General features: G+C 66.3%; 18 protein-coding genes and 2 pseudogenes. 7 read left to right on the top strand and 13 right to left on the bottom strand.

Annotated elements, in window-relative coordinates:
- Positions 1–55 precede the first annotated feature (55 nt).
- The 7 genes from QFZ23_RS05725 to QFZ23_RS05695 form a co-directional block, all read right to left on the bottom strand.
- Positions 56–1,987: an ABC transporter ATP-binding protein gene (locus QFZ23_RS05725; RefSeq protein WP_306926692.1), complete on the bottom strand. Its 1,932-nt coding sequence runs from the start codon at positions 1,985–1,987 to the stop codon at positions 56–58.
- 182 nt (positions 1,988–2,169) lie between these two features.
- The gene (locus tag QFZ23_RS05720; protein ID WP_306926690.1) at positions 2,170–3,903 is read right to left on the bottom strand and encodes an ABC transporter ATP-binding protein; all 1,734 of its coding nucleotides are present in this window, start codon (positions 3,901–3,903) and stop codon (positions 2,170–2,172) included.
- A 285-nt stretch (positions 3,904–4,188) separates the two neighbouring features.
- On the bottom strand, positions 4,189–6,255 hold the full coding sequence (locus QFZ23_RS05715) for an MDR family MFS transporter (RefSeq protein ID WP_373427851.1): 2,067 nt from the start codon (positions 6,253–6,255) through the stop codon (positions 4,189–4,191).
- Positions 6,248–6,745: a MarR family winged helix-turn-helix transcriptional regulator gene (locus QFZ23_RS05710; RefSeq protein WP_306921176.1), complete on the bottom strand. Its 498-nt coding sequence runs from the start codon at positions 6,743–6,745 to the stop codon at positions 6,248–6,250. Before QFZ23_RS05710 ends, QFZ23_RS05715 begins: the two co-directional genes overlap by 8 nt.
- A 226-nt stretch (positions 6,746–6,971) precedes the next feature.
- Positions 6,972–8,708: a thiamine pyrophosphate-binding protein gene (locus tag QFZ23_RS05705; protein WP_306921174.1), complete on the bottom strand. Its 1,737-nt coding sequence runs from the start codon at positions 8,706–8,708 to the stop codon at positions 6,972–6,974.
- A complete protein-coding gene (speB, locus tag QFZ23_RS05700) occupies positions 8,705–9,817 on the bottom strand; it encodes an agmatinase (RefSeq protein WP_306926687.1) in 1,113 nt (370 codons plus the stop codon). The genes QFZ23_RS05705 and speB overlap by 4 nt, the downstream gene beginning before the upstream one ends.
- 163 nt (positions 9,818–9,980) lie before the next feature.
- On the bottom strand, positions 9,981–10,556 hold the full coding sequence (locus QFZ23_RS05695) for a helix-turn-helix domain-containing protein (protein WP_306921172.1): 576 nt from the start codon (positions 10,554–10,556) through the stop codon (positions 9,981–9,983).
- Positions 10,557–10,845: 289 nt separating this feature from the next.
- Here QFZ23_RS05695 and QFZ23_RS05690 point away from each other — a divergent pair, with 289 nt between their 5' ends.
- Positions 10,846–12,387 carry a sodium:solute symporter gene (locus QFZ23_RS05690; RefSeq protein WP_306921170.1) on the top strand — a complete coding sequence of 514 codons (1,542 nt, stop codon included), beginning with the start codon at positions 10,846–10,848 and terminating at the stop codon, positions 12,385–12,387.
- Between the two features lie 105 nt (positions 12,388–12,492).
- Here the strand turns inward: QFZ23_RS05690 and QFZ23_RS05685 are convergent, their stop codons facing one another.
- The gene (locus QFZ23_RS05685; protein ID WP_306921168.1) at positions 12,493–12,726 is read right to left on the bottom strand and encodes a hypothetical protein; all 234 of its coding nucleotides are present in this window, start codon (positions 12,724–12,726) and stop codon (positions 12,493–12,495) included.
- A gap of 247 nt (positions 12,727–12,973) precedes the next feature.
- On the opposite strand from QFZ23_RS05685, the gene QFZ23_RS05680 reads away from it, so the two are divergent.
- Together QFZ23_RS05680 and QFZ23_RS05675 are read left to right on the top strand one after the other, a co-directional pair.
- Positions 12,974–14,161 carry a VIT1/CCC1 transporter family protein gene (locus tag QFZ23_RS05680; protein ID WP_306921166.1) on the top strand — a complete coding sequence of 396 codons (1,188 nt, stop codon included), beginning with the start codon at positions 12,974–12,976 and terminating at the stop codon, positions 14,159–14,161.
- A gap of 147 nt (positions 14,162–14,308) precedes the next feature.
- Complete coding sequence (locus QFZ23_RS05675; RefSeq protein WP_306921164.1) at positions 14,309–15,214, top strand: matrixin family metalloprotease; 906 nt, start codon at positions 14,309–14,311, stop codon at positions 15,212–15,214.
- 147 nt (positions 15,215–15,361) lie between these two features.
- Here the strand turns inward: QFZ23_RS05675 and QFZ23_RS05670 are convergent, their stop codons facing one another.
- The 4 genes from QFZ23_RS05670 to QFZ23_RS05655 form a co-directional block, all read right to left on the bottom strand.
- Complete coding sequence (locus QFZ23_RS05670) at positions 15,362–16,495, bottom strand: LOG family protein (RefSeq protein ID WP_306921162.1); 1,134 nt, start codon at positions 16,493–16,495, stop codon at positions 15,362–15,364.
- 137 nt (positions 16,496–16,632) lie between these two features.
- A complete protein-coding gene (locus tag QFZ23_RS05665) occupies positions 16,633–17,409 on the bottom strand; it encodes an SDR family NAD(P)-dependent oxidoreductase (RefSeq protein ID WP_306921161.1) in 777 nt (258 codons plus the stop codon).
- 36 nt (positions 17,410–17,445) lie between these two features.
- Positions 17,446–18,813, bottom strand: a complete 1,368-nt coding sequence (locus QFZ23_RS05660) for an MFS transporter (protein WP_373427850.1) — start codon at positions 18,811–18,813, stop codon at positions 17,446–17,448.
- A gap of 268 nt (positions 18,814–19,081) precedes the next feature.
- Positions 19,082–19,789, bottom strand: a complete 708-nt coding sequence (locus tag QFZ23_RS05655; RefSeq protein ID WP_306926683.1) for a FadR/GntR family transcriptional regulator — start codon at positions 19,787–19,789, stop codon at positions 19,082–19,084.
- A gap of 397 nt (positions 19,790–20,186) precedes the next feature.
- On the opposite strand from QFZ23_RS05655, the gene QFZ23_RS05650 reads away from it, so the two are divergent.
- The 3 genes and pseudogenes from QFZ23_RS05650 to iolB all read left to right on the top strand — a co-directional run bounded on the left by QFZ23_RS05650 (position 20,187) and on the right by iolB (position 23,068).
- A complete protein-coding gene (locus tag QFZ23_RS05650) occupies positions 20,187–21,185 on the top strand; it encodes a gamma-glutamyl-gamma-aminobutyrate hydrolase family protein (protein ID WP_306921160.1) in 999 nt (332 codons plus the stop codon).
- A 127-nt stretch (positions 21,186–21,312) separates the two neighbouring features.
- Positions 21,313–22,053, top strand: coding sequence for a GntR family transcriptional regulator (locus QFZ23_RS05645; RefSeq protein WP_306921158.1), 741 nt, complete (start codon positions 21,313–21,315; stop codon positions 22,051–22,053).
- A gap of 108 nt (positions 22,054–22,161) precedes the next feature.
- Positions 22,162–23,068: pseudogene (gene iolB, locus QFZ23_RS05640) on the top strand (5-deoxy-glucuronate isomerase).
- A 67-nt stretch (positions 23,069–23,135) separates the two neighbouring features.
- Here iolB and QFZ23_RS05635 read toward each other — a convergent pair.
- A pseudogene (locus QFZ23_RS05635) lies at positions 23,136–24,415 on the bottom strand (MFS transporter).
- A 172-nt stretch (positions 24,416–24,587) separates the two neighbouring features.
- On the opposite strand from QFZ23_RS05635, the gene QFZ23_RS05630 reads away from it, so the two are divergent.
- Positions 24,588–25,037, top strand: a complete 450-nt coding sequence (locus tag QFZ23_RS05630) for a MarR family winged helix-turn-helix transcriptional regulator (protein ID WP_306921156.1) — start codon at positions 24,588–24,590, stop codon at positions 25,035–25,037.
- The last annotated feature ends 45 nt before the right edge of the window (positions 25,038–25,082 follow it).

Raw genomic sequence — 25,082 nt, 5'->3', positions numbered from 1 at the left:
GGCACGAGCACCTCAATGCGCCGGGGGTCCGGGCGGCCTCCGGGGTTCGCGGCGGTCAGCTGTGCACCGCCGTTGAATCGTCCACGGGCGTCTCCTCCGCATCCGCGCCGGCGAACTGCGACACGTACAGCCGGTAGTAGGCGCCTTCGGCGGCGAGGAGGGTCTGGTGGTTGCCCTGCTCCACGATCTTGCCGTTCTCCATGACCAGGATGGTGTCGGCGTCGCGGATCGTCGACAGGCGGTGCGCGATGACGAAGCTGGTCCGGTCCGTTCGCAGCGCAGCCATGGCCTTCTGCACCAGGAGTTCGGTGCGGGTGTCCACCGAACTTGTTGCCTCGTCCAGGATGAGCAGCGACGGGTTGGCCACGAAGGCGCGGGCGATGGTGATGAGCTGCTTTTCACCGGCGCTGACGTTGTTGCCTTCCTCGTCGATGACGGTGCTGTACCCGTCTGGCAGCGCCCGGACGAAGCGGTCCACGAACGTGGCCTTTGCCGCTGCCATGACCTGGTCCTCGGTGGCGTCCAGCTTGCCGTACCTGATGTTGTCGTAGATGGAGCCGCCGAACAGCCAGGCGTCCTGCAGCACCATGCCCACCTTGGAGCGCAGCTCGGCCCGGCTCAGTTGGGTGACGTCCACGCCGTCGAGCGTGATGGAACCGGAGTTGAGCTCATAGAAGCGCATGACCAGGTTCACCAGCGTGGTCTTGCCGGCGCCGGTGGGTCCGACGATGGCCACGGTGTGCCCCGGCTCCGCGGTGAAGGACAGGTTTTCGATCAGCGGCTTGTCCGGCGTGTAGCTGAACGTGACGTCCCGGAACTCGACGTGGCCGTCTGTCTTAGCCGGCAGGTGCCGTGTGGCGGTCTCGGCGTCCTGCTCATCCGCGTCCAGGAACTCGAACACGCGCTCAGCGGATGCCACGCCGGACTGCAGCATGTTGGCCATGCCCGCCATCTGCCCCAGCGGCTGGGTGAACTCGCGCGAGTACTGGATGAAGGCCGTGGCGTCGCCCAGGCTCATGCTGCCCGAGGCGACCCGCAGGCCGCCCACGACCGCGATGCCGACGTAGCTGAGGTAGGAGACGAACTGCATCACGGGGAAGATGATGCCGGACACGAACTGCGCGCCGAAGCTGGCCTTGTAGAGGGCCTCGTTGCGCTCCTCGAAGCGCTCCAGCATGTCGGCGTCGCGGCCGAATACCCGCACCAGGTCATGCCCGGAGAAGGACTCCTCAATCTGGCCGTTCAGCTCACCGGTGTTCTTCCACTGCGCTGCGAACAGCTTCTGGCTGCGCGCGCCGATCACGCCCGCCGCAGCGCCGGACAGCGGCAGGGCGATGAGGGCGATCAGTGCCAGCTGCCACGAGACGATGAACATCATGATGACGATGCCGATCACGGTCAGCAGGGAGCTGATGAGCTGCGCGAACGCCTGCTGCAGCGCCTGCTGTACATTGTCGACGTCGTTGGTCACCCGGGAGAGCACGTCGCCGCGCTGGCGGGTGTCGAAGTAGTTCAGCGGCAGCCGATTGAGCTTCTTTTCCGTATCGTCGCGGAGCTGCCGGATCACCTTCATGACGATCCTGTTGAGGACGTAGCCCTGGAGCCACAGGAAGATGTTGGCCACGAAGTACATCAGCAGCACGGCCGATATCAGGACGGTCAGCTTCTGGAAGTCGATGCCTGTTCCGGGCACCAGTTCCATCCGGGAGACCATGTCCGCGAAGTTGTTCTGGCCCTGTGCCCGCAACCCCTCGACGAACTGGTCCTTACTGACGCCGGAGGGCAACTGTTTGCCCACCACACCGCCGAAGATGACGTCCATGGCCTGGCCCAGCACCTTGGGCGCAATGACGTTGAGGATCACCGAAACGATCACCATGCCAACCACGACGTAGATGCCGGCGGCTTCCGGTTTCAGCAGGCCCATGAGCCGCTTGGCGGACGGCCAGAAATGCTGGGCCTTCTTGGCGGGCATCGCACCGAACATGCCGCCGTCGGCCTCGCCCGGCTTGTATTCCTCCTCGACGAAGTCGTCGTCCTCGAGGGTCGGAACTTCCGTGGCTCCGTGACTTTGAAGCTTCTCGGCGTCCTGGCCGGTGCTGGCGTCCTGCGGGTACGCTTCGCCCTGGCCGATGCCGGGGTTCTGGCTGGTGCCCTTGTTGTCGGCGCTCATGCCACTTCCTCCACGCTCAGCTGGGACTCAACAATTTCCTGGTAGGTGGGCGACGTTTCGAGGAGCTCCTCATGCGTTCCGCGGTCCACGATCCTGCCGTTGTCCAGCACAAGGATCTGGTCCGCCTCCGTGATGGTGGAGATGCGCTGCGCCACGATGATGACGGTGGCATCAGCGGTGGTGCGCTTGAGCGCGGCACGCAGCCGGGCGTCGGTGGCGACGTCGAGCGCCGAGAAGGAGTCGTCGAACAGGTAGACCTTTGGCCTGGTCACCAGGGCGCGAGCGATGCACAGCCGCTGGCGCTGGCCGCCGGAGACGTTGGTGCCGCCCTGGGCGATGCGGGACGCGAGCCCGTTTTTCTTTTCCTTCACGAAACCGTCGCCCTGGGCCACATGCAGCGCATCCCAGAGTTCGTCGTCGGTAGTCTCCGGCTTTCCAAAGCGGAGGTTGTGCTCAATGGTTCCGGAGAACAGATATGGCCGCTGCGGAACCAGGGCAACGCGCCTGGTGATTTCCGCCCGGTCCAGCTGGCTGACGGGGACGCCGTCGAGGAGGACTTCGCCGTCGGCAACGTCGTAGAGCCGCGGCAGCAGCGAGAGCAGGGAGGTCTTGCCGGCACCGGTGGAGCCGATGATGGCCACGGTCTCCCCCGGCCGGGCGGTAAAGCTGATGTTGCTCAGGACCGGGGCCTCGGCTCCGGGGTAGGCGAACGTGACGTTGCGGTACTCCACCACGCCCTCCAGCTGTCCCGGGGTGACCGGCCGCTCGGGGTCATGGATTGACGGTTCGACGTCGAGTACCTCGCCGATGCGGTCCGCGCAGACGGACGCGCGCGGGATCATCATGGCCATGAAGGTGCCCATCATCACCGCGATGAGGATCTGGAGCAGGTACTGCAGGAACGCTGTCAGGGAGCCGACCTGCATGTCGCCGGAGTCCACCCGCTGGCCGCCGAACCAGAGCACGGCCGCGGTGGACAGGTGCAGGATCATGCCGATGGCAGGAAACATCAGGACGAACAGCGCGCCGATCTTGAGCGATACGTCCGTCAGTTCCTTGTTGGCCTGGCCGAAGCGCTCGGTTTCGTACGGTTCCCGGACGAAGGCGCGGACCACGCGGATGCCGATGATCTGCTCGCGCAGGACCTCATTGATGCGGTCGATCTTCTTCTGCATGGAGCGGAACAGCGGCATGAGGCGCACCACGATGTATCCGACCACCACAATGAGGATGGGGACCGAGACCCAGACCAGCCAGGACAGGTTGATGTCCTCGCGCAGGGCCATGATGATGCCGCCGATGCACATGATCGGCGTGGACACCATGAAGTTCAGGCCCATCAGCACCAGCATCTGGACCTGCTGGACATCGTTCGTGCCGCGGGTGATCAGGGTGGGCGCGCCAAACGAGTTGACGTCCTTGGCCGAGAAGCTGGTCACCTTACGGAAAACTCCGCGGCGAAGGTCGCGGCCCACCGCCATGGCAGTCTTCGATCCGAAGTAGACGCCGGCAACGGCGGCGCCCACCTGGAGGAAGGCCACGAGGAGCATGACGGCCCCTGTGCGCCAGATGAAATCGGTGTCGCCGCGGGAGACGCCCTCGTCAATGATCTGGGCGTTGAGGCTGGGCAGGTAGAGCGCCGCAATGGTGGATGCCAGCTGGAAGGCGATGACAGCCAAAATGTACGGCAAATACGGTCTGGAGTAACGCCGTATGAGGGTGACGAGCATGCTCACGGATCCTTCGGGAGAGCGCGAATGAGTTAGGAGAAGTAATAGCAGACGGGCCTGACAGCCAAAGCCTTCCAACTCTACGAAATCTGTTGCCCGTGCGAAACGTCGCGGGCGAAGATCATCCCAACGGACGACGCCGGCTCACTCCCGCCACAATCCTCACAGACACTTAAGCCCTCCAAGCGGGTCGCCGACGTCGTACGCCCTGCCGCTTAACCGGGGTCTGTGCACAGATATTGGCTTTGCGGCCATTATCTGTACACGAACTCCGTCCGCGCGGGCCTATTCGCCGCGATGCTTGCCGTGCGAGGCGATGTAGTGTGCGGCGGCGCTCTGGAGCTTTCGTTCCTTGGCCAGCCGCCGGCTCAGTGCCTTCAGTTCGGCGCCTACCCGGGCCTGCTCCTGCGCGATGATCCGCTGCTGCTCGGCCTGCCGGGCGACGGCGCTCAGTGCCTTGGCCAGCTGAAGCTGCTGTTCCGCGAGAAGCCCCTGCGTTTCCTGGATGAGCGGCACCAGGTCCGCAGTTTGGTTGTGCTTCTCGGCCAGCATGGTCCGGGCCCGCGCCGGCGGTTCGTTCATCGGCAGGACGCGTTCCGCCAGCCGCTGCCTGCCGGGGTAGGACGGCTCCTTGGCATCGTCGGCCAGTTGGCGGGTCAGCACTTCCGCGAACTCACGCTCGAGGTCGTCGTCGGAATACTCAGCGGCGGGCAGCCCGGAACCCTGTTCGGAGTCCCGGGCGGGCCCCGCACCGGAATCAGCGGAAGCCGGAGCAGCAGCATCGGGTCGGATATCAACGGTCCGGCGCAGCGGCTGTTCCTTGATCAGGAGCACGGCGATAAGGGCAACAACCGCGATGGCACCGGCAATCAGGAAGATCTCTGCCGTGGCATCGCCGTAGGCCGCCCGCATGATGTCCCGGATCGGGGCAGGCATGTCGGCCAGGTCCAGGCTGGCGCCGGAAGCGCCGGAGCCTGCCCGGATGCCAGCGTCGGCAAGCCCCTGGGTGGCCAGTTCCTTGACCCGGTTGCTCATGATCGCACCCAGCACGGACACGCCAACCGCACCGCCCACTGAACGGAAGAAAGCTACAGACGCACTGGCCGTGCCGATGTCGCTGGCGCTGACGGTGTTCTGTACGGCCAGGACGAGGTTCTGCATGAGCATGCCGAGCCCGAGGCCCAGGATCGCGGTGAAGACGCCGGACTGCCACAGTTCCGTGGTGTGGTCCATGGTGCCGGCAAGGCCCAGCCCGCCGATCAGCAGGACCGACCCGGCGATCAGGTAGCGCTTCCATTTGCCGGTTCGGCTAATGAGCTGGCCGGAAAGCACGGAGCCAATCAGGTTGCCGGTGATCATGGGCAGGGTCAGGAGGCCCGCCTCGGTGGGTGTTGCGCCGCGTGCCACCTGGAAGTACTGGCCCAGGAAGGTCGAGGAGCCGAACATTGCCACGCCCACGGCCACGGAGGCCCAGATGGCCAGGGCGGTGGTGCGCTCGGAGATGATCTTGAGCGGGATGATGGGCTGCGAGACCTTTGATTCCACCACCAGAAGCAGTGCCAGCAGGGCGACACCGCCGCCCACCATCAGTGCCGACTGCCAGGACCACCAGTCGTAGTAGTCGGGGTTTCCGGCGAACGATACCCAGATGAGGAGAAGGCTGACGCCGGTGGTGAGGAGGATGGAGCCGAGCCAGTCGATCTTGGCCGGCCGCTTGACGTGCTGGATCTTGAGGGTGATCTGCAGCAGGATGAGTGCGACGACGGCGAGCGGAACGCAGACGAAGAACGTCCAGCGCCAGCCCAGCGGGCTGTCAACGATGAAACCGCCAAGCAGCGGCCCGCCGGCCGTGCCGACGGCCATGACTGCGCCCATGTAGCCGGAGTACTTTCCGCGGTCCCGCGGCGGAATCATGGAGCCGATGATCGCCTGGGCCAGGGCAGTCAGGCCGCCCATGGCGATGCCCTGGACAACGCGGGCCGTCAGCAGCAGCGGGATGGTCTGCGACAGGCCGGCCATCACCGATCCGGCCACGAAGATCACGATGCTGAGCTGGACCAGGACCTTCTTGTCGAACAGGTCAGCGAGTTTGCCCCAGATCGGCGTGGTGGCGGCGTTGGCCAGCAATGCGGCAGTGATGACCCACGCGAAGTCCGTCTGTGTGCCCTTGAGCTCGGACATGATGGTGGGCAGCGCGTTGGCCACGATGGTGCTGCTGAGGATCGCGGTGAAGAAGGCCGCCAGGAGCCCGGTGAGGGCCTCCATGATCTGCCGGTGCGTCATGGGGGCCTGGGGCGGGTGGGCCGAAGGGCGTGACGTGGCCGTCGCGGGGACGGCAGCGTGGCTAGCCAATGAACTGCTCCTTGCGTTTGGTAGTGGTTGCGATGGGGCCGGCCGTCGTTGCCCGGGCGGATTCCCGAAGGGATTCCGCGAGTTTGGAGAGTACTTTCGCCGTCTCCTCGGCGTCCTGCTGGCTCCAGTCCTGCAGGAATTCCTGCAGGGTGGCTACGCGGTGATCCTCGATCTCAACGAGCTTCGCGCGGCCGGCGTCCGTCAGGGCGACCAACTGCGCCCGCCCGTCGTCGGGGTCGGGCCTGCGGTGGACCAGCCCGAGTTCCTCAAGCTCTGCGATGTGCCGGCTGAGGACGGGCGCGCTGACGCCCAGCCGTGCGGCCAGGTGCGTGGCGCGGGATTCCCTCTCCCCCACGAAGCGGAGGACGCCCTGCAGGGCAACTCCCGCCTCCAGGCCGCGCGAGTTGGAGACGGCCACGCACCGGACGGCGCGCTGGAGGTCGAAGATCTGCCGCACGAGTTCGGCCGCTGTGTTTGGCTCAACTGCCATGGTGGATTTGCCCCTTATTGCTTGCCTTAGGCAACTATAGCAAGAAATGGTTGCTTTAGGAAACTAAGCAATGCAGTCAGGCGTCTGGGCCGGTTAAAAGGCAGCAGCGCGAACGGACACTTGAGGCCCCAGTTCCGGGTGGAAATGGGGCCCCAAGTGTTCGTTCGCGCTGCGGGCGGGTGCTCAAGTGTCCGTTCGCGCTGGAAGAGCGTTGAAGGGGCGGTGGCTAGCCGTCCAGGTGGGTCGGTGCGAACATCTTCAGCAGTGTTTCGACGACGACGACGTTCGGGCCGTCCGCGGCGAAGCCCGCCTTGAGCGCGTCCCCCACGTTTTCCGGTGCCACCCGGGTGGCGGGAACGCCGAAGGATTCGGCCAGCTTCACGAAGTCCGGCCGCGCGAGTTCGGTGGCGGTGGCCTTGCCGAAGGCGCCCACCATGTATTCGCGCAGGATGCCGTAGCCGCCGTCGTCCACGATCAGCCAGGTGACCGGGACGTTGTGCTGCTTGGCGGTGGCGAGTTCGGCGATGGAGTACATGGCCGAACCGTCTCCCGAGACAGCTAGCACGCGGGCCGAAGCCGCGGACTTGCCCACGGTTTCCAGGCCCACGGCACCGCCGATCGCTGCCGGGAAGCCGTAGCCAAGGCCGCCGGCACCCTGGGCGGAGTGGAACTGGCCCTCGCGGGCGTCCCAGCAGCTCCAGCCCCAGTACGCCGAGATGGTCATGTCCCAGAATGTCTGCATGTCTGCCGGAACAGCCTCGCGGATATCGGCCATGAACGTCAGTTCCTTGGCCAGGTCCTGCGATTCCAGCCGGTCCTTCACCTTGCGCAGCGACTCGCGGACGAGGTCCTCCGGCGAGGTCCCGTGCCAGTTGGCGCGTTCGCCGTGCGGCTCCGTGAGTGATTCGTCGAGGGCAGCCAGTGCCTGGCCGGCGTCGGCCCTGATGCCCAGGCCGGGACGGTTGGATTCCAGCACACGCGGTTCGGCGTCGATCTGGATGATCCTGCCGCGCGGTTCAAAAGTAAAGTAATTGGATGTGACCTCGCCGAGGGAGGAGCCGATGACCACCAGGACGTCAGCGTCCTCGAGGAGGTCCGTCATGTGCCGGTCCTCGATCCACGACTGCAGCGACAGTTCGTGGTTCCACGGGAAGGCCCCGTTGCCGCCGGGCGTGCAAATGACGGGAGCCCGGAGCTTTTCCGCGATCGAGAGCAGCGACTTTTCCGCTCGGCCCCGGCGGGTTCCGCCGCCGGCGATGATGGCGGGACGTTCCGCCGTCGACAGCCATTTCACGGCTTCCCGGACAAGCTCGACGCGCGGCGGGTTGTCCGCCGCTTCGGCCAGCGCATCCTCCACGGGCGGCACCATGATGGGGTCCAGCAGCACGTTCTGCGGGACCTCGAGCCAGACCGGGCCCTGCGGCGAGGAAATCGCCTCTGTCCAGGCGTCCTGGATGGCGGACGGAATACCGGACGCGTGCTGGATCAGGCGCTGGCTCTTGGTGACATTCGCGGCCGACGCCTTCTGGTCATCGAGCTGGTGCAGCATGCCCTTCCGGCGGGCGCCCAGGCCCTCGAGGGGGATCTGGCTGGCAACCACCACCATGGGCACCCCCGTGGCGTAGGCTTCCTGCAGCCCGGCCAGAGATGTCAGCGCGCCCGGCCCGGTGGACAGGAACAGCACGCCCACCTCCCCTGTGGCCCGCGAGTATCCGTCGGCGGCGAAGGCGCTGTTGTTCTCCAGGCGGGAGGACACGAACTTAAGGTTGCCCCGACCCATCGCGTCGAAGAGGCCCAGCGCGTGCTGGCCGGGGATGCCGAACACCGTCTTCGCTCCCAGCGCCTCCAGGGTCTCGACGACGAGATCCCCGCCGTTGCGGACACCGGTCCCAGCGCCTGCTCCCGAGGGACCGTCGCCTGCCCCTGCGGGAGCAGACGCCGCGCCGGACTCGACGGCGGTCACTTGGAGTACTCCCCCACAGCGGCACGGACAGCGCCGTTGCCGGCCGGCGCGGGCGAGGCTGCGGCGAACCCTGCCGGACGGCGGGCTTCGCGGCCCAGCGCCTGGGCCGCGTAGCCGGTCTCGGCACCGAAGCGGTCGCCCGCGACGGTATTGTCCGCCATAAGGGTGACCAGTTCGTAGGCAACGTGGCTGGCGGCCACGCCGGTAATCTCGGCGTGGTCGTAGGCCGGGGCCACTTCAACGACGTCGGCGCCGACGAGGTTCATGCCGCGGAAGCCGCGGATGATCTCCAGCAGCTCACGGCTGGTGATGCCGCCGGCTTCCGGCGTGCCGGTTCCGGGCGCGTGGGCGGGGTCCAAAACGTCGATGTCCACGGAGATGTACAGCGGACGGTCTCCGATCCGGTCCCGGACCTTGGCCACAGTCTCAAGGACGCCCTGGTAGTAAACGTCCGCGGAGGTGACGATGCCGAACCCGAAGCGGTGGTCGTCGTCGAGGTCCTTCTTGCCGTACAGCGGGCCGCGGGTGCCGATGTGGCTGATGGCCTCGGTGTCCAGGATGCCCTCCTCCACGGCACGGCGGAACGGCGTTCCGTGGGTGTACTCCGCACCGAAGTAGGTGTCCCAGGTGTCCAGGTGGGCATCGAAATGCAGCATGGCGATGGGGCCGCCGGCACGCTCGGCTGCTGCGCGCAGGAGCGGCAGCGCGATGGTGTGGTCACCGCCCAGCGTGAGCAGCTTGCTCCCGCCCGCCGTCAGGTCGAGGGCGTTCTGCTGGATGGTCTCGATGGCCTCGTTGATGTTGAACGGGTTCACGGCCATGTCGCCGGCGTCGGCCACCTGGCAGTTCTCGAACGGGCTGACGTCCCAGGCCGGGTTGTACGGGCGGAGCAGCCGGCTGGCCTCGCGGACGTGGTTGGCGCCGAAGCGGGCACCGGGGCGGTAGGAGACGCCGGAATCAAAGGGCACTCCCACCACGGTGATGTCGGACTTGGCCACCTGGTCCAGGCGCGGCAGCCGGGCATAGGTTGCCGCCCCGGCGTAACGGGGAATACGGGATGAATCGATGGGGCCAAGGTTGCCGTTGGCTTCGATGCGCAGCTCTTCCAAAAGGAACGCCTCTCCTTCGAGGATGAATTGTCCAGGGTGGGTTGTGACAGCCATCATACACGCGAAGTTGCCCAATGTGCACCGGGTGTTTACAAGAAACACCACCGAGGCAGAAAAAAGCCCGGACCGCCAACCAGGCGGCCCGGGCCGATTCCAAAGAGCGCTACTGGCTGGCAGCCGGCACCAGCACCCAGAGAACCTCGACGGGCTCATCGGTCGGATTGACCCAGGTGTGAGGTTCCCGGCCCGGGAAGGTGACGGTATCGCCGGTGGTCAGCTCATACTCCTCGTTGGTGAGGATGAGTTTAATGGTCCCCTTGATCACATGCAGGACATCGACGTCGCAGTCAACGGCATACAGTTCCGATTCGCCGCGGCCCCGCGGATCGATGACGGCCTGGATGATCTGCACGCGCCGTTCGGACCGCGCGGTCAGCAGCCGCTCCACGATCCCCTCACCGCCGAGGGAGATGCGGGGACCGGCGTCCCGCTTGGTCAGGTGTGTTTCCGGCGCAGCGAACAGATCGCCAATGGAGATTGACAGAACCTGGCACAGAGTTACGAGGGACGCCACGGAGGGCGAGGTCAGGTCCCGTTCCACGCGGCTGAGAAAGCCTTTGGTTAACCCGGTGGCGTCAGCCACCTGCTCTATGGTGAGCCGCTGGGACTGGCGCGCGGCACGGATTCTTGAACCGATGGCAACCGGAACATTGCTCGGCTCAACTGGAAGTGCCTTCATTTACGAACCTTTCACGGCCGGCCGCCCGGCCCCATCATTGGAGTCATATTATCGGCACCGCCCTTCTGTGACGCGGGGCAAACCGCGCTGCGGAGCTTTGCGTCTTGACTGTTACCCGAATCACAGCCTACGCTTCTATGCAACAAGTGTTGCTTGTGAAACAACTCCTACAGGCGACGCCCAGCAAGGAACCCAGCGTTCCCCCCGATTTCCATTCAGCGCAGCCCTCCGGTCAGCCCGTTTCCCTGCTCGGCCCGCAAGCTGCCAAAGCTCCAAGGATCCCCAAATCATGGACGCAAGTTTCGTCAATATCGCCATCGTGGTGGTCTACCTGGCCGCCATGCTGGCCTTCGGCTGGTGGGGCAAGTCCCGCACCAAGAACAACAGCGACTTCCTTGTGGCCGGCCGCCGCCTGGGGCCGTTCCTCTACACCGGGACAATGGCCGCCGTCGTCCTGGGCGGCGCCTCCACCGTTGGCGGCGTCGGCCTGGGCTACAAGTTCGGCATCTCGGGCATGTGGCTCGTGGTGGCGATCGGCGCTGGCGTCCTGCTGCTGAGCCTTCTCTTCGCCGGCACCATCCAGAAGCTGAAAATCTACACCGTCTCCCAGATGCTGTCCCTGCGCTACGGCCAGCGCGCCACCCAGACCTCCGGCATCGTCATGCTGGCCTACACCCTCATGCTGTGTGCCACGTCCACGGGCGCCTACGCCACGATCTTCGTTGTCCTCTTCGGCTGGGAGCGCTGGCTCGCCATCGCCGTCGGCGGCGCAATCGTCTTGGTCTACTCCACCATCGGCGGCATGTGGTCCATCACCCTCGCCGACCAGGTGCAGTTCATCATCAAGACCGTCGGCATCTTCTTCCTCATGCTCCCGTTCGTCCTCAACGCCGCGGGCGGCCTGGACGGCATCCGTGCCCGCGTTGACGCGAGCTTCTTCCAGCTCGACGGCATCGGTGTGCAGACCATCATCACGTACTTCGTGGTGTACACACTTGGCCTGCTGATCGGCCAGGACATCTGGCAGCGCGTCTTCACCGCTAAGACCCCCACCGTGGCCCGCTGGGGCGGCGCCACCGCTGGCGTCTACTGCATCCTGTACGGCGTCGCCGGCGCCTTGATCGGCCTGGCCGCCCGGGTGGCCCTGCCCGACATCGACGTCGCCACTCTCGGCAAGGACGTTGTCTACGCCGAGGTTGCCACCCACATCCTGCCGATCGGCATCGGCGGCCTGGTCATGGCCGCTGCCGTCGCCGCCATGATGTCCACCGCCTCCGGCGCCCTCATCGCCGCTGCAACGGTGGCCCGCGCCGACGTTGTGCCGTTCGTGGCCAGCTGGTTCGGCAAGACGATCAACACCGACGACACCGAAAACCCCGAGCACGACGTCAAGGCCAACCGCTACTGGGTCCTGGGTCTGGGCATCGTGGCCGTGCTGATCTCCATGGCAGCCCAGGACGTCGTGGTGGCCCTGACCATCGCTTACGACATCCTCGTGGGCGGCCTGCTGGTAGCCATCCTCGGCGGCCTGGTCTGGAAGCGCGGCACCGGCATCGCGGCCGCCTGGTCCATGGCCGTCGGCTCGGTCCTGACCTTGGCTTTGCTGATCGCCTACGCAATAGGGATTATCCCGAGCGAAGACGGCGTCTACGCCAACGATCCCATCTACTGGGGCCTCGCCGCTTCGCTGCTCGTCTACATCGTGGTCTCTTACCTCACGCCGCCCACGGATCCCGAGGTCCGCGAGGCCTGGGACCGTCGCGTTGCCGGAGCGGTTTCCGAGGAACTGCCCTTGGACTCCCACCCCGTGGCCAGCCACGCGGCGCACTAGGCAAACTGAATTAACTACGACGGCGGTGCCTTCCCTTCGCGGGGAAGGCACCGCCGTCGTGGTTTAAGCGTGCGGCCCTAAGCGCCGGGGTTTAGGCGTGGGACCCTATTCTTCGTAGCCTTCGTCCTCACGGAATTCGTCGGTGTCCAGCGACACTACCCGCTCGTCGCCGTCAACCGCTTCGGGTGCGACAGGAACAACCCTTTCCTCGGAGTCGATGAACTCATCTTCGGTGTCCCAGTCTTCGTCCACCGGCGCGTCCTCGGCAAAGTCGTAGGCGGGATCGGACTCGATGGTGTGGCGGGTGTCCGGCTCGGGGCGCGATCCGTTGGTGTTCATCAGGCAGACCTCCGTGTGGTTGGACTTCCGTACCCGCCGTCGGCAGGGCACATTTTCATCAGATCACCGCGGGTGCAGGCGGTCAAGGGCGTTCGGACGGGCCGGCGGCTTTGGCTCGTGCGGCCGGAGTTATTGAGGTTTCCCTAAACTATTGGCTAAGGGTTACCGGCCGAAAAACCGCGGAAATACGCGGTAAAGTGGGCGATGCAATGGGGCCGCATCACGTCCCATCTACCCAGGAGTTCCCGTGTCTCAGCACGCCAAATCTGACCCCCACGCCACCGGCAACGCGTCGGCCTCAACAAACGGCGCCGCAGCCAGCGCCGCCTCGACGAACGGCGCCGCAGCCCGTCCGGAACCCAGCGCCGCTGACATCAAGCGCTGGCGCCAGTACCTCGCCGACGAACGGGCCGAGGCCGCCGTCTACCGCGACCTCGCCCAGAACCGCACGGGCGAAGAGCGCGCCATCCTTCTGGCCCTCGCCGAAGCCGAAGGCCGGCACGAGGCGCACTGGCTGAAGCTGCTGGGCGAGCACACGGGCAAGCCCCGGCACGCTTCCTTGCGCAGCCGCCTTCTGGGCTTCCTCGCCCGGCACTTCGGGTCCGTGTTTGTGCTCGCGCTGGCGCAGCGGGCCGAGGGCCGCTCCCCCTACACCAGGGAACCGTCCGCCACCCCGGCCATGGCGGCCGACGAACAGATCCACGAGGAAGTAGTCCGCGGCCTGGCAACACGCGGCCGCAACCGGCTGGCCGGCACGTTCCGCGCCGCCGTGTTCGGAGCCAACGACGGCCTGGTCAGCAACCTCGCGCTGGTCATGGGCATGGCCGCCACGGGCGTTGGCAGCGGCGTGGTCCTGCTCAGCGGCATCTCAGGACTCCTGGCCGGAGCATTCTCCATGGGCGCCGGCGAATTCGTGTCGGTCCGTTCCCAGCGCGAGCTCCTGGACGCCACACGTCCCACCCAGGTGACGCTGGTGGCGGCACCCCAGCTGGACATCGAACACAACGAGCTCCTGCTGGTCTACCTGGCCCGCGGCATGTCCCGCGAGGCGGCCGAACACCGCGTGGCCGAGCGCATGGGCCTTTTCACGTGCGACTGCGATCCAAGCCTCTCGCTCCATCCCGAACTGCCCGAGACCCCGGACGAGCACGAAGCCGTGGGCACTGCCTGGGGCGCCGCGCTCTCCAGCTTTTGCTTCTTCGCCTCGGGCGCCATCGTGCCCATCGTTCCCTTCCTTTTCGGCATGACCGGGATCGGCGCCCTCATCGTGGCGGCAGTCCTCGTGGGCATCGCGCTGCTGGCCACGGGCGGCACCGTCGGCCTGCTGTCCGGCACCTCGCCGCTGACCCGCGGACTGCGGCAGCTCGCCATCGGTCTTGGAGCGGCAGGCGTCACGTACCTCCTGGGCATGGCGTTTGGCGCTGTCATCGCCTGATTGAGGGACAGCCTGATCCTCCCGGATCGCCCAGCCGGTTTCATTGCCTGGTGAGCTGAACTGTAAAGTGGGCCTGTTTGCCGTGAAAGGGGTGCAGTGGAGGGTCAAAACCCCGGTCACATTCAACGCCGGCACCAGCCGCGCCACTTGGGTCCGGCCACCGCGGCGGCGAGGTTCATCCGCCGCCTGATCGTGCTCGCTGCCCTTGGTTGTGCGGCGTTCCTCGCGGCGGGAATGGCGTATGGGGACCCCCGCTTTGCCGGTGCGCTGAACTTCCGCATCGGTTCCGGGGACCAGTCCGCGTCCCGGCAGGATGATTCCGGCCAAGATCATGCTGGGCAGGATCCGGCCGGGCAGGCGGGGCAACCCGGGCTGGGCGGACAGTCTGGAGGGGCTGAGACCGGTGCGTCTGTTGGCCCAGGCGGTACCGCGGGCGCACCCCCGCCGGGCCGCGAGGAGGCAGCCACTCCCCTGGGCAAACCGGAGCCACCTCTGGAGCCCAGCAACTCGTACAAGTTTCTGGCCGTAAACAGTGACGGCTCCGCCGTGGGCTACTCGCCATGCCGTCCGCTGCATTACGTGGTGAATGCCAGCCTTGCGCCGGAGGGTGCAGCAGGCCTTGTTCCCCTGGCAATCCAGGCCGTCTCCAAGGCCACCGGCATCCAGTTTGTCGACGATGGCGCCACCGACGAGCAGCCCTCGGCCCAGCGTGCCCCCTACCAGCCCGAGGCCTACGGCGAGCGCTGGGCACCCCTGCTCATCAGCTGGACCACGCCGGACGTGACCCCCAAGCTGGGCGGCAAGGTCATCGGCACCGGTGGCAGCACCCATTACCGCTACGGGGACGGGCCCAAGAGCTATGTCACCGGCAGCCTGGAGCTGGATGCCCCGCAGATGGCTACGGAACTGGAACGCCCCGACGGCACCGCCTACGCCACCGCCGTCATCCTCCACGAACTGGGCCACGTAATGGGGCTCGAGCATGTCAACGACCCCGTACAGCTCATGTATCCGGAGATCGGCGCCCCGACGGCCTTGCGGCTGGCGACCTGAATGGCCTCTATCGGCTCGGCAAGACACCCTGCCGCAAGGACCTGTAGGCCGCCCTCCGTCTAGACGGCAGGCCCGGCGCCGCCTTTTGCGCTTTCCGCAGCCGGTCCCCGCTGCCGGTTCCCGCAGCCGGGTTTACCCCCGGTGCGTTCATCCGCCGAGGACAGCGAGCGCCTCATCCACGCTGTCCACCAGGAAGATCCGCTGTTCCATTGCCCGGCCCGCGGCGAGGCTTTGCAACATGGGCCAGGCCGGGAACCGCTGCTCCCAGTGCTCCCTGCCGACCAGCACCATGGGGGTCATGGCCTCCGGGGCGCCGTAGTAGTTCTCGCAGGCGTCCTGGAAGATCTCCTGCACCGTACCCGCCGCACCCGGCAGGAACACGATCCCTGCGTTGCAGACCTCCAGGAGAATTGCCTCGCGGACCGCATTGGCAAAGTACTTGGCGATGTGGGTGGCGAAATAGTTGGGCGGTTCGTGGCCGTAAAACCAGGTGGGAATGCCGAGGGACGCGGTCCCGCGCGGAAAGCGTCCGACGGCGGCTGCCGCAGCACGTGCCCAGGCGGACACCGAGGGGCGGAAGCCGGGGACGGCCGCCAGCTCTCGAAGCACACCGTGGAAGTCCTCGTCGTCGGCCGTGCTGAGGTAGGCACCCAGGTTCGCGGCCTCCATGGCCCCTGGACCTCCGCCGGTGGCCACCAGGTGGCCGCGGCGGGCCAGGAGCCGGCCCAGTGTGGCAGCGGCGGCGAAGCCGCCGGTCCCCCGCTGCAGGGCATGGCCTCCCATGACCCCGACGATGGAACGGCCACCGCTGTTGAGGGTACGGACGAATTCCTCCAGGGCATCGCCGACGGCGTGATCGTGCAGGGCTGCCGCGAGGGTGGAATCGAGGCGGTTCCGCTGGCCAGGCCGCATGCTCCATTGGTAGACCAAAGCGTCGGGTGTCTTCTCGTACGGTTCATCGACGATGCCTGCGTACAGTTCCTGCGGGGTGTAGAGCCCTGCCCGGTACGGATTGAAAGGAACGCCGGTGAGCCGCGGGAAGATCAGCGCGCCCCGGCTGCGGAGTGAAGCCTCCACGCCCGGGTCGAAGGTGCAGCCCAGGAAAACCGCGCCCTCAGCGTCCAGGGCTGCCAGGGCAGTGCCCCGTCCACGGAGGTCAAGCGACTGTGCGTGCCAGCCATGCATCGCCTTGGCCCCGGCGTTTACCAGCCGGTCGAACCTGTCGATGCTGTCCACCTCAAGGGTCCGCGGGCTGGGGTTCAGGCTGCCGGAGGGGTTCATGCTGCCCAGCCTAGTGCGGTGTTCTGCCGGTGGCCGGAAACTCGTGCCGAGCCGGAGCCGGACCCCAAAGACGAAGTGCCCCGCCGGGTATCCCGGCGGGGCACTTCGGATAAATCAGGAACGGGTCAGGAAACCGGTTAGGAAACCTGGAGGCCGCCGTTGATGTCGTAGGTGGCGGCGGTGATGTAGCCCGAGTCCGCACCCAGCAGGAAGGAGATCAGCGCAGCCACTTCCTCGCGGGTACCGACGCGGCCCATCATGATGCCCTCGGACATCTGGGCCTTGCGCTCCTCGGTCAGCGTGCCGCCCATGATGTCGGTGTCGATCGGACCCGGTGCAATGGCGTTCACGGTCACGCCGAACTCGCCGACTTCGCGGGCCAGAGCTCGGGTGAAGCCGATAATGCCGGCCTTGGAGGCGCTGTAGGCCACCTTGGAGTAGGTGCCGCCACCGCGCTGGGCGGAGATGGAGGAGATGCTCACGATGCGGCCGAGCTTGCGTTCGATCATGCCCTTGAGCACCCGCTGGGAAACAACGAACGTGCCGCGCATGTTGATGGCGAAGACCTTGTCCCACTCCGCAACCGTGGTTTCCATGAAGGGGGTCGGGGAGCTGATGCCGGCCAGGTTGGCAAGAGCCACGATCGGCGGCAGCGATGCTTCGATCTCAGTGATCGCCCGGTCCACGGATGCTTCGTCGGAGACATCGGCGCCGACGCCGATAGCCTTCACGGCACGGTTGGACCCGATCTCCGCGGCGGCGGCCTTCGCGTCCTCGGCGTTGATGTCCAGGATCGCGATGGACCAGCCTTCGCTGGCCATGCGGTCAGCTGCTGCGCGGCCGATGCCGCGGGCGGACGCCGCGCCGGTCAGCACAACGGTGCGCTCGGCGGGGAAAGGGGTGATTGAGCTCATTGCGGGTATTCCTTCGGGTGGTTCTGGGATGGGTCTTTAGTGGCTGGCCGGAACGTTTGCGGCGGCCTTGACTGCCGGATCCAGCGCCGCATCGCCTTCCGGGCGCCTGCGGGCATAGAGGTAGGTGGCCACAGCTGTGACGCACAGGCAGAAGGAGAGGAACAGGAGGCCGCTCTGGTTGTTGCCGGTGGCGTCCTTCAGCAGGCCCACTGCGTAAGGGGCGACGAATCCGCCCAGGTTACCCAGTGAGTTGACCATGGCCAGGCCGGAGGCTGCGGCTGCGCCGGTGAGCGCTGCGGACGGCATGGACAGGAATGGGGCAATGGCTCCGTAGATCCCCATGGCCGCGGCGGTCAGGGCGATGAGTGCCAGGATCGGGCTGACCGGAAGCAGGTAACCGGCGGCGAGCAGGCCCAAACCGGCCAGGACCATGCTGACGGCGCTGTGCCACGCACGTTTGCCGGTCTTGTCAGCACGCTTGCTCCAGAAGTAGACGAAGGCTGCAGCCACTGCGTACGGGATGAGGACGATGAATCCGACCTCTGCCGTGGAGAACTTGCCCAGGGCTGCCACGATGGTGGGCATCCAGAGTCCGAGGCCGTAGATACCGCAGACCAGGCCGAAGTAGAGGGCCGAGTAGACGATGGTTCGCTTGTCCTTGAGGCCGGCCAGGAAGTTATGGCTGCTGCCCTTGGACTTGGCTGCCAGTTCGGCGTCCATGGTGGTGGCGAGCCATTCGCGTTCGTCGGCGTTGAGCCACTTGGCGTCACGCGGGCGGTCCGTCATCAGGAAGGGGGTCAGCACGCCCAGCAGGATGGCGGGGATGCCTTCAATAATGTAGAGCCACTGCCAGCCGTGCAGGCCCATGACGCCGTCCATCTGGAGGAGCAGGCCGGAAACAGGCGCACCCAGCGCGTTGGAGATGGGCTGGGCCAGGATGAAGATACCCAGCACGGTGACGCGCTGTGCGGCCGGGAACCACAGAGTCAGGTAGAAGAGGATGGCGGGAAAGAAGCCGGCCTCGGCGGCGCCGAGCAGGAAGCGGATGATGTAGTAGGTGGATTCGCCGTTCACCAGGGCCATTGCCGCTGCGAAGATGCCCCAGGTGATGAGGATGCGGGCCAGCCATTTGCGGGCGCCAAACTTGTACATGCCGGCGTTGCTGGGGATTTCGAGCACGGCGTAGCCGAGGAAGAAGATGCCGGCGCCCAGTCCGTAGGCTGCGGCGCTCAGGCCAATGTCCTCGCTCATGGTCAGTTTGGCGAAGCCGACGTTGTTTCGGTCCAGGTACGCGATGAAGTAGAGCAGGACAATCAGGGGCATTACGCGGCGGCGGACCTTGCGGAGCGTGCGGTCTCCAAGCTCGCCGAGTCCGGAGGACTTTGTCGTTAATGAAGTCATCATCGACCTTCTGTCTGGCGGTTCCCGGCCCGGCGGCTTCGCGGTGGGAATCCGCTGCTTGTCTTTGTGGTGGTTTCTGTCCGGTTCAGTGATTATGTCCGAATTATCTGATGTCAGACATCTGACGGAAGAACATGACCAAAAGCATAGGAGGGTGACGCGCATTACGTCAAGATGAAACGGGTGGCGCGTGGAAGGTCGGCAGAGGGGACGGGTGGACCAGCAGAAAATCGGGACCCGGAAGAAGTCAGGACCCAGGAATAGCCGGAGCCTAGGAGCGTTGGCCGTGAACGTAACGTTCGTAGTCCTCGAAGGTCTGGTCCATGTGTTCGTCCATCGCCTTGCGCGCCAGCTCGGCGTCGCCGGTGAGGATGCTCTCCAGCACGCGCTGATGGAAGGCGATGGCGTGGCGCTGGATCTCCTCGATGGCAGAAGTCTCGCGGCGGGCGCGGTAGAGGGACTGGCCCAGCTGGGCCAGTAGGGCGCGGACAAACGGGTTGCCGGAAGCCTTCAGAACGGTGTCGTGGAAGGCAATGTCCGCCGCCACGAACCCGTCAAGGTCTCCGGCCTGGTGATACCGCTTCATGTCCGCGACGGACGCCCGCATCTCCTCGGCATGCTCGGGGGTGTGACGTCTGGCGGCGAGCGCGGCGGCGCCGGTTTCCACCATGCGCCGGACCTCGATCAGACCACGGGAAACTTGGTCGTCCGCGTTGCCGTGCGAGGCAGCCTTGATGATCGCGTCGAGACCGGTCCAGTTGTCTGCCGGATTCACGAACGTCCCGCGGCCCGCTTTGACGTAAAGGATGTTCTGCGCCCGGAGTGCCTTGAGCGCTTCGCGGGCGGTCAACCGGCTGACGTCATAGGCCTTGGCGATGTCGGCTTCCGGCGGCAATGCATCATGCGGCTTCAGCCTGCCGTCGAGTATGTCGTCCAGCAGACCGTCAACGAGGTCGTCAACAAGTGTCCTGCGCCCCACCGACTGCCCTACTTTCGCCTTGCCTATTGCTCCCAACACTACCGAAACCGGGGCAGACGCAGTAAAAACGGCGCGAAGTGCGTCAGCTTGTGGCTTGGGCCGTCACTTATGAGTCCAGTCTGGCGAGCGTCCTGTCGATATTCCCCGGACGGCGGCCCAGATAGCCGGCAAGCCGAAACAGGAACTTGCCGCAGGCATGGCGCATCCCACCGTTCGGTCACGAGCATTCCGGGCACGCCGCCGCTGTCCGTGGCGGTTTCAGCAGGTAACGCCACGCATGCCCGTAGAAGTGGCGCCAGGCGATCCGGCGGCCCTCCTCGAACTCCGTGACGGTGTTGAGAATGCGGTAATTTGCGGGCCCAGCCTAAACCGCCCTGAGATGGGGCAGAATTTGAGGATGCAGAATTCAACGCGGAATTCAGGAACAGGGCAGACCCCAGACACAACGCAGGGCCCGGATGCAGACGCGACACAGAGTGCGGTGCCGGGCGGTGTGCGCCGGCCGCGGATCGGGATTCCCGTCCGGCTGAGCAACTCGGCGGAGGATCCGGACCCGCGGGTGGCAAAGGCCAACAGCCTCTTCGGCTGCATCGTCAGCCTCATCCGCGATGTCGGCGGGGAGCCGGTGCTGCTCACCCCCGAGTCGCTGGAGGGCGGACTTAACGGCGCACCCGGCAGTGAAACGGCGGGCGGCGGCGCACCCGGCAGTGGAAGGGCCGACGGCGGAACTTCCGACGGCGTTAAGGCGGCGGACGCGCCCATGGCGCTTGACGGCGTCGTACTTCCCGGCGGCGGCGACGTTGACCCGCGCCTCTACGGCGAGGAGCCGGGGCCCTCCCTCTATGACGTCAACGCGGAGCAGGACCGGCTGGACATCGCGGTGGCGCGTCGCGCGCTTGATGCCGGCACGCCGGTGCTGGGAATCTGCCGCGGGCACCAGCTGCTCAACGTCCTGTATGGCGGGACGCTGGTCCAGGACATGACGCCGGGTACGGTGCCGCACCGCCAGATCCCGGCAGCGGCCAACAGGCCCTGGGTCTGGCACGAGGTGACGATCAGCCCCGGATCCAAGGTGGCGAAGATGTACGCCGGCGCCGCAAATCCGGAACCCGGCGGGACGGCGTCGGCCGATGCTGGTGCGGCCGCGGATGAGGCAGCGGCGGATGATGCAGGCGCCATTGAGGTCAAGATCGCTTCCGGCCACCATCAGGCTGTAGACCGGGTGGCGCCGGGGCTGCTGGTGACCGCGGTGGCGGATGACGGCACGGTGGAGGCGCTGGAGGATCCCGATCGGTGGGTTGCCTCGGTGCAGTGGCATCCGGAGGCCCTGGAACTGACCGAGGAGCAACGGCTTGCCCCGTTCCGAGAGTTCGTGGAGGCCTGCCGCACCCCCTGACCGCCGGGCTCCTTGACTGCCGGCGGCTCCCTGCTATGATCAAAATCAGAGTATGTCCTAACAATCGGACATGCACTGACATACAGGCTTCTGGACGCAGGAACCTGCAGCACAAAGGGAGCACTCAATGGCGAACCGACTACACCTCAGCATCGACCGCTCGTCGCCGGTGCCGCTGTACCATCAGGTCGTCCAGGGCATTGAAGCTGCCATCCACACAGGCCTGCTGGAACCCGGCAGCCGGTTGGAGAACGAGATCGATCTCGCCGCCCAGTTGAACCTCTCGCGCCCCACCATGCGCAAGGCCATGGACGAACTGGTGCGTTCGGGGCTGCTCGTCCGCAAGCGGGGTGTCGGCACGCAGGTGGTGTCGAGCCAAGTCCGCCGCCCGCTTGAGCTGTCCAGCCTGTACGACGACCTGACCAACAACGGCAGCAAGCCCACCACCGAGGTGCTCACCTTTGCGCACATCGAGGCCGACGCCGCCACCCGGGAGGCCCTGCATCTCTCCGCCGGGGCCAAGGTCTACCACTTCACCAGGCTCCGGAAGGTGGGCGGCAAGCCGCTGGCCCTGATGGAAAACTGGGTGCGCGACGACATCACGCACCTCGACGAGGACCTGCTGAAGACGCAGGGCCTGTACAGCATCCTGCGCAGCGGCGGCGTCAACTTCCGCCTGGCCACGCAGCGCATCGGCGCGATGGTGGCCAACGACTACCAGGCTCCGCTCCTTGAAACCGAGGCCGGCTCCGCCCTGGTCACCATGGAACGCACGGCCGTCGATGACACGGGACGGAACGTGGAGACCGGCCACCACGTCTACCGTGGTGACTCCTACAGCTTCGAAATGACACTGGTCCAGCGCTAGGCCCGCACGGCGTTATGCCTGCACAGCGTTAGGCCTGTAGCGGCTGCCCTTGCGCCGGGCTGTCGCGTGCCGGACCGACCACCACACATCCGAAAGGAACATGAACCTATGGCTGAATGGGTATACCCCCTGGGCAGTGCAGCCGAAGACTGCTGGGACGTTTCGCTGGGAACGTCGGACTCGAAACTTGCCGTGGAAGGCTGGGAACACACGGGCCTGAAGGTGGCCACACTGGCGCCGGGCGCCGCCGTCGAACTTCCGTCTGCAGCTGAAGAACGCATTGTCATCCCGCTGAGCGGGGCGTTCACGGCGTCCGTCGACGGGCTGGACTACCCGCTTGCCGGGCGGGCCAGCGTCTTCAGCGGCCCCACCGACGTGCTGTACACCGGGACGGACAAGGCTGTCACGGTCACGTCGTCCGACGGCGGACGGGTGGCCATCGCCACGGCCCCCGCCAAGGTCCGGTACCCCACCCGCCTGATCACCGCGGCGGAGACGCCCGTGGAACTGCGCGGAGCCGGAAACTGCTCGCGCCAGGTCCACAACTTTGGCACCCCTGCCGCGCTGGAAGCCGACCGCTTCATCGTCTGCGAGGTCCTCACGCCCGCCGGCAACTGGTCCTCCTACCCTCCCCACAAGCACGACGAGGAGAAGGAAGGCGAGACCCGGCTCGAGGAGATCTACTACTTCGAGACGCGGGTGGCCGACGTCCCCGGTTCCACGGGGCCCGGGCGAGAATGCGGACGCCATCGGCTACCAGCGGGTCTACGCCTCCGACCACCGGCCCATCGACGTTGCAGCCGAAGTCCGCACCGGCGACGTGGTGCTGGTCCCGTACGGCTGGCACGGCCCGGCCATGGCCGCGCCCGGCTATGACATGTACTACCTCAACGTGATGGCCGGACCCGGCCGCGTGCGGGACTGGCTCATCAGCGATGACCCGCACCACGGCTGGGTCCGCCAGACCTGGAAGGGCCAGAACGTGGACCCCCGGCTGCCATTCGGGGCGAAGTAGGGGACCTTCGCATATTGCCGCCGTCCGGAGCGCGAGGCTAACCGACGCGAGGCTTCGGACCGCTGGGCTAGCGGACGGAAACGGGTCCGACGTCGGCCGGTTCAGTCTGGACTGAACCGGCCGCTTCCGTCTCCACGCTGGTTTGGGACGCAACAGTTGCAGGCGCGACGGTTGCATCTGGAGCCGGAACCCGGCGGGCGGCTGCCTTGGCCCGGGCGGCAGCGCCCGCCATCACCACCAGGCCCAGCAGGTAATCACGGCCCCTGCCCAGATGGGCGAGGTGTACCCGAGGCCGGCGGTGATGGTCACGCCGCCAAGCCAGGCGCCCAGGGCGTTGCCCACATTGAACGCGCCGATGTTGGCTCCGGACGCCAGCGTGGGTGCCTTGGCCGCGTACTTCATGACGCGCATCTGCAGACCGGGCACAGTGGCGAACCCGAAACCGCCCAGGAGCAGCAACGAGGCGATGGTGAGCACCTGGTTGCCAGCGCTCAGGGCGAAAACCACCAGCACGACGACGAGGACCGAGAGCACGGCCAGCAGGGTGCGGTCGACGTCGCGGTCCGCCGCCCTGCCGCCGAGGGTGTTGCCGACAAAGAGGCCGACGCCGAAGACGATCAGCAGCCACGGCACCGTTGATGCGGCGAATCCGGAAACCTCCGTGAGCGTGAAGGCGATGTAGGTAAAGGCGCCGAACATTCCGCCGTAGCCGAGGATGGTCACCAGGATGGACAGCCACACCTGGCCGGAGCGGAAGGCGCGCAGTTCACTTCGCAGGCCGCCACCTGCGGTGTCACCGTTCCCCGCGTTGGGCACCAAGGCCAGAATGCCGGCCAGCGCAAGCACGCCGATGCCCGTGATGGCCCAGAAAGTGGAACGCCAGCCTGCCGCCTGGCCCAGGAGCGTGCCGAGCGGAACTCCGAGGACATTGGCTGCCGTGAGGCCGGTGAACATGATGGCGATGGCGGCGGCCTTCTTCGTCGCCGGGACCATGCCGGCAGCCACCACCGCCCCGATGCCGAAGAAGGCGCCGTGCGCGAGGGCGGCAACCACCCGGCCAGCCATCATCGCCCAGTAGTCAGGGGCAAGGGCGGACAGCAGGTTGCCGGCGATGAAAAGCACCAGCAGCATGGCAAGCACGGGCTTGCGATGGAAGCGGGAGACTGCAGCCGTGAGTCCCAGCGCTCCCACCACGACGGCGAGAGCATAGCCGGAGATGAACCAGCCAGCGGAAGCTTCGCTCACCTGGAAGGCCGTGGCCACTTCGGGCAGCAGGCCCATGATGACGAATTCGGTGAGTCCGATGCCGAACCCGCCAAGGGCTAGGGCTATCAGGCCAACAGGCATGGATATGCTCCTTCGGAACTGTACTGAATGCGGAGCGCGACGTAAGCTAATAGTTGCAAGCGCGCTATATTTTGTTGCACAAGCAAATATTGCACAGAAAGATATAGCGCGCAAGCAACTATCTGTGCCGGCTCTGTTCCGAGTGAGCCGGTGAACTGAAGGAGGAGAGCCCGTGGGCATCAAGGACGACGCCGTGGAGGTGCGCGCCCAGGGGTGGCGTACCCTGGCGGCCCTGCACGGGCTGATCGAGGCGGAGCTGGAACGGTCGCTGCAGGGGCAGGCCCAGCTCTCAGTCGTCGAATACACCGTGCTGGACGCGCTCAGCCGCCAGGATGGGTGGCACATGCGCATGCAGCAGCTGGCGCGGGCCACGGCTCTCAGTGCCAGCGCGACCACCCGCCTGGTGAACCGGCTGGAGGACCGCGGCCTGCTGACCCGCATCCTGTGCGCGGACGACCGCCGCGGCATCTACACCGAGCTCACAGGCAGCGGGAGCAAGCTGTTGGCAGAAGCCCGGCCGGTCCACGACGCCGCGCTGGAGCGGACCCTGGCCGAGGCGCAGCAGGTGCCGGAGCTGGCGCCCCTGGTGGACGCCCTCCCCCGCCTCCACGCTGGCGTCTAGCCTCCGACTGCAGGAACCCCTCCGGCGATGGAGTTTTAGTACAGA

Origin of the sequence: Arthrobacter globiformis, assembly GCF_030818015.1 — a bacterium.
GTDB classification, from domain to species: Bacteria; Actinomycetota; Actinomycetes; order Actinomycetales; family Micrococcaceae; genus Arthrobacter; species Arthrobacter globiformis_C.
This window is presented reverse-complemented; position numbering and strand designations above follow the sequence as displayed.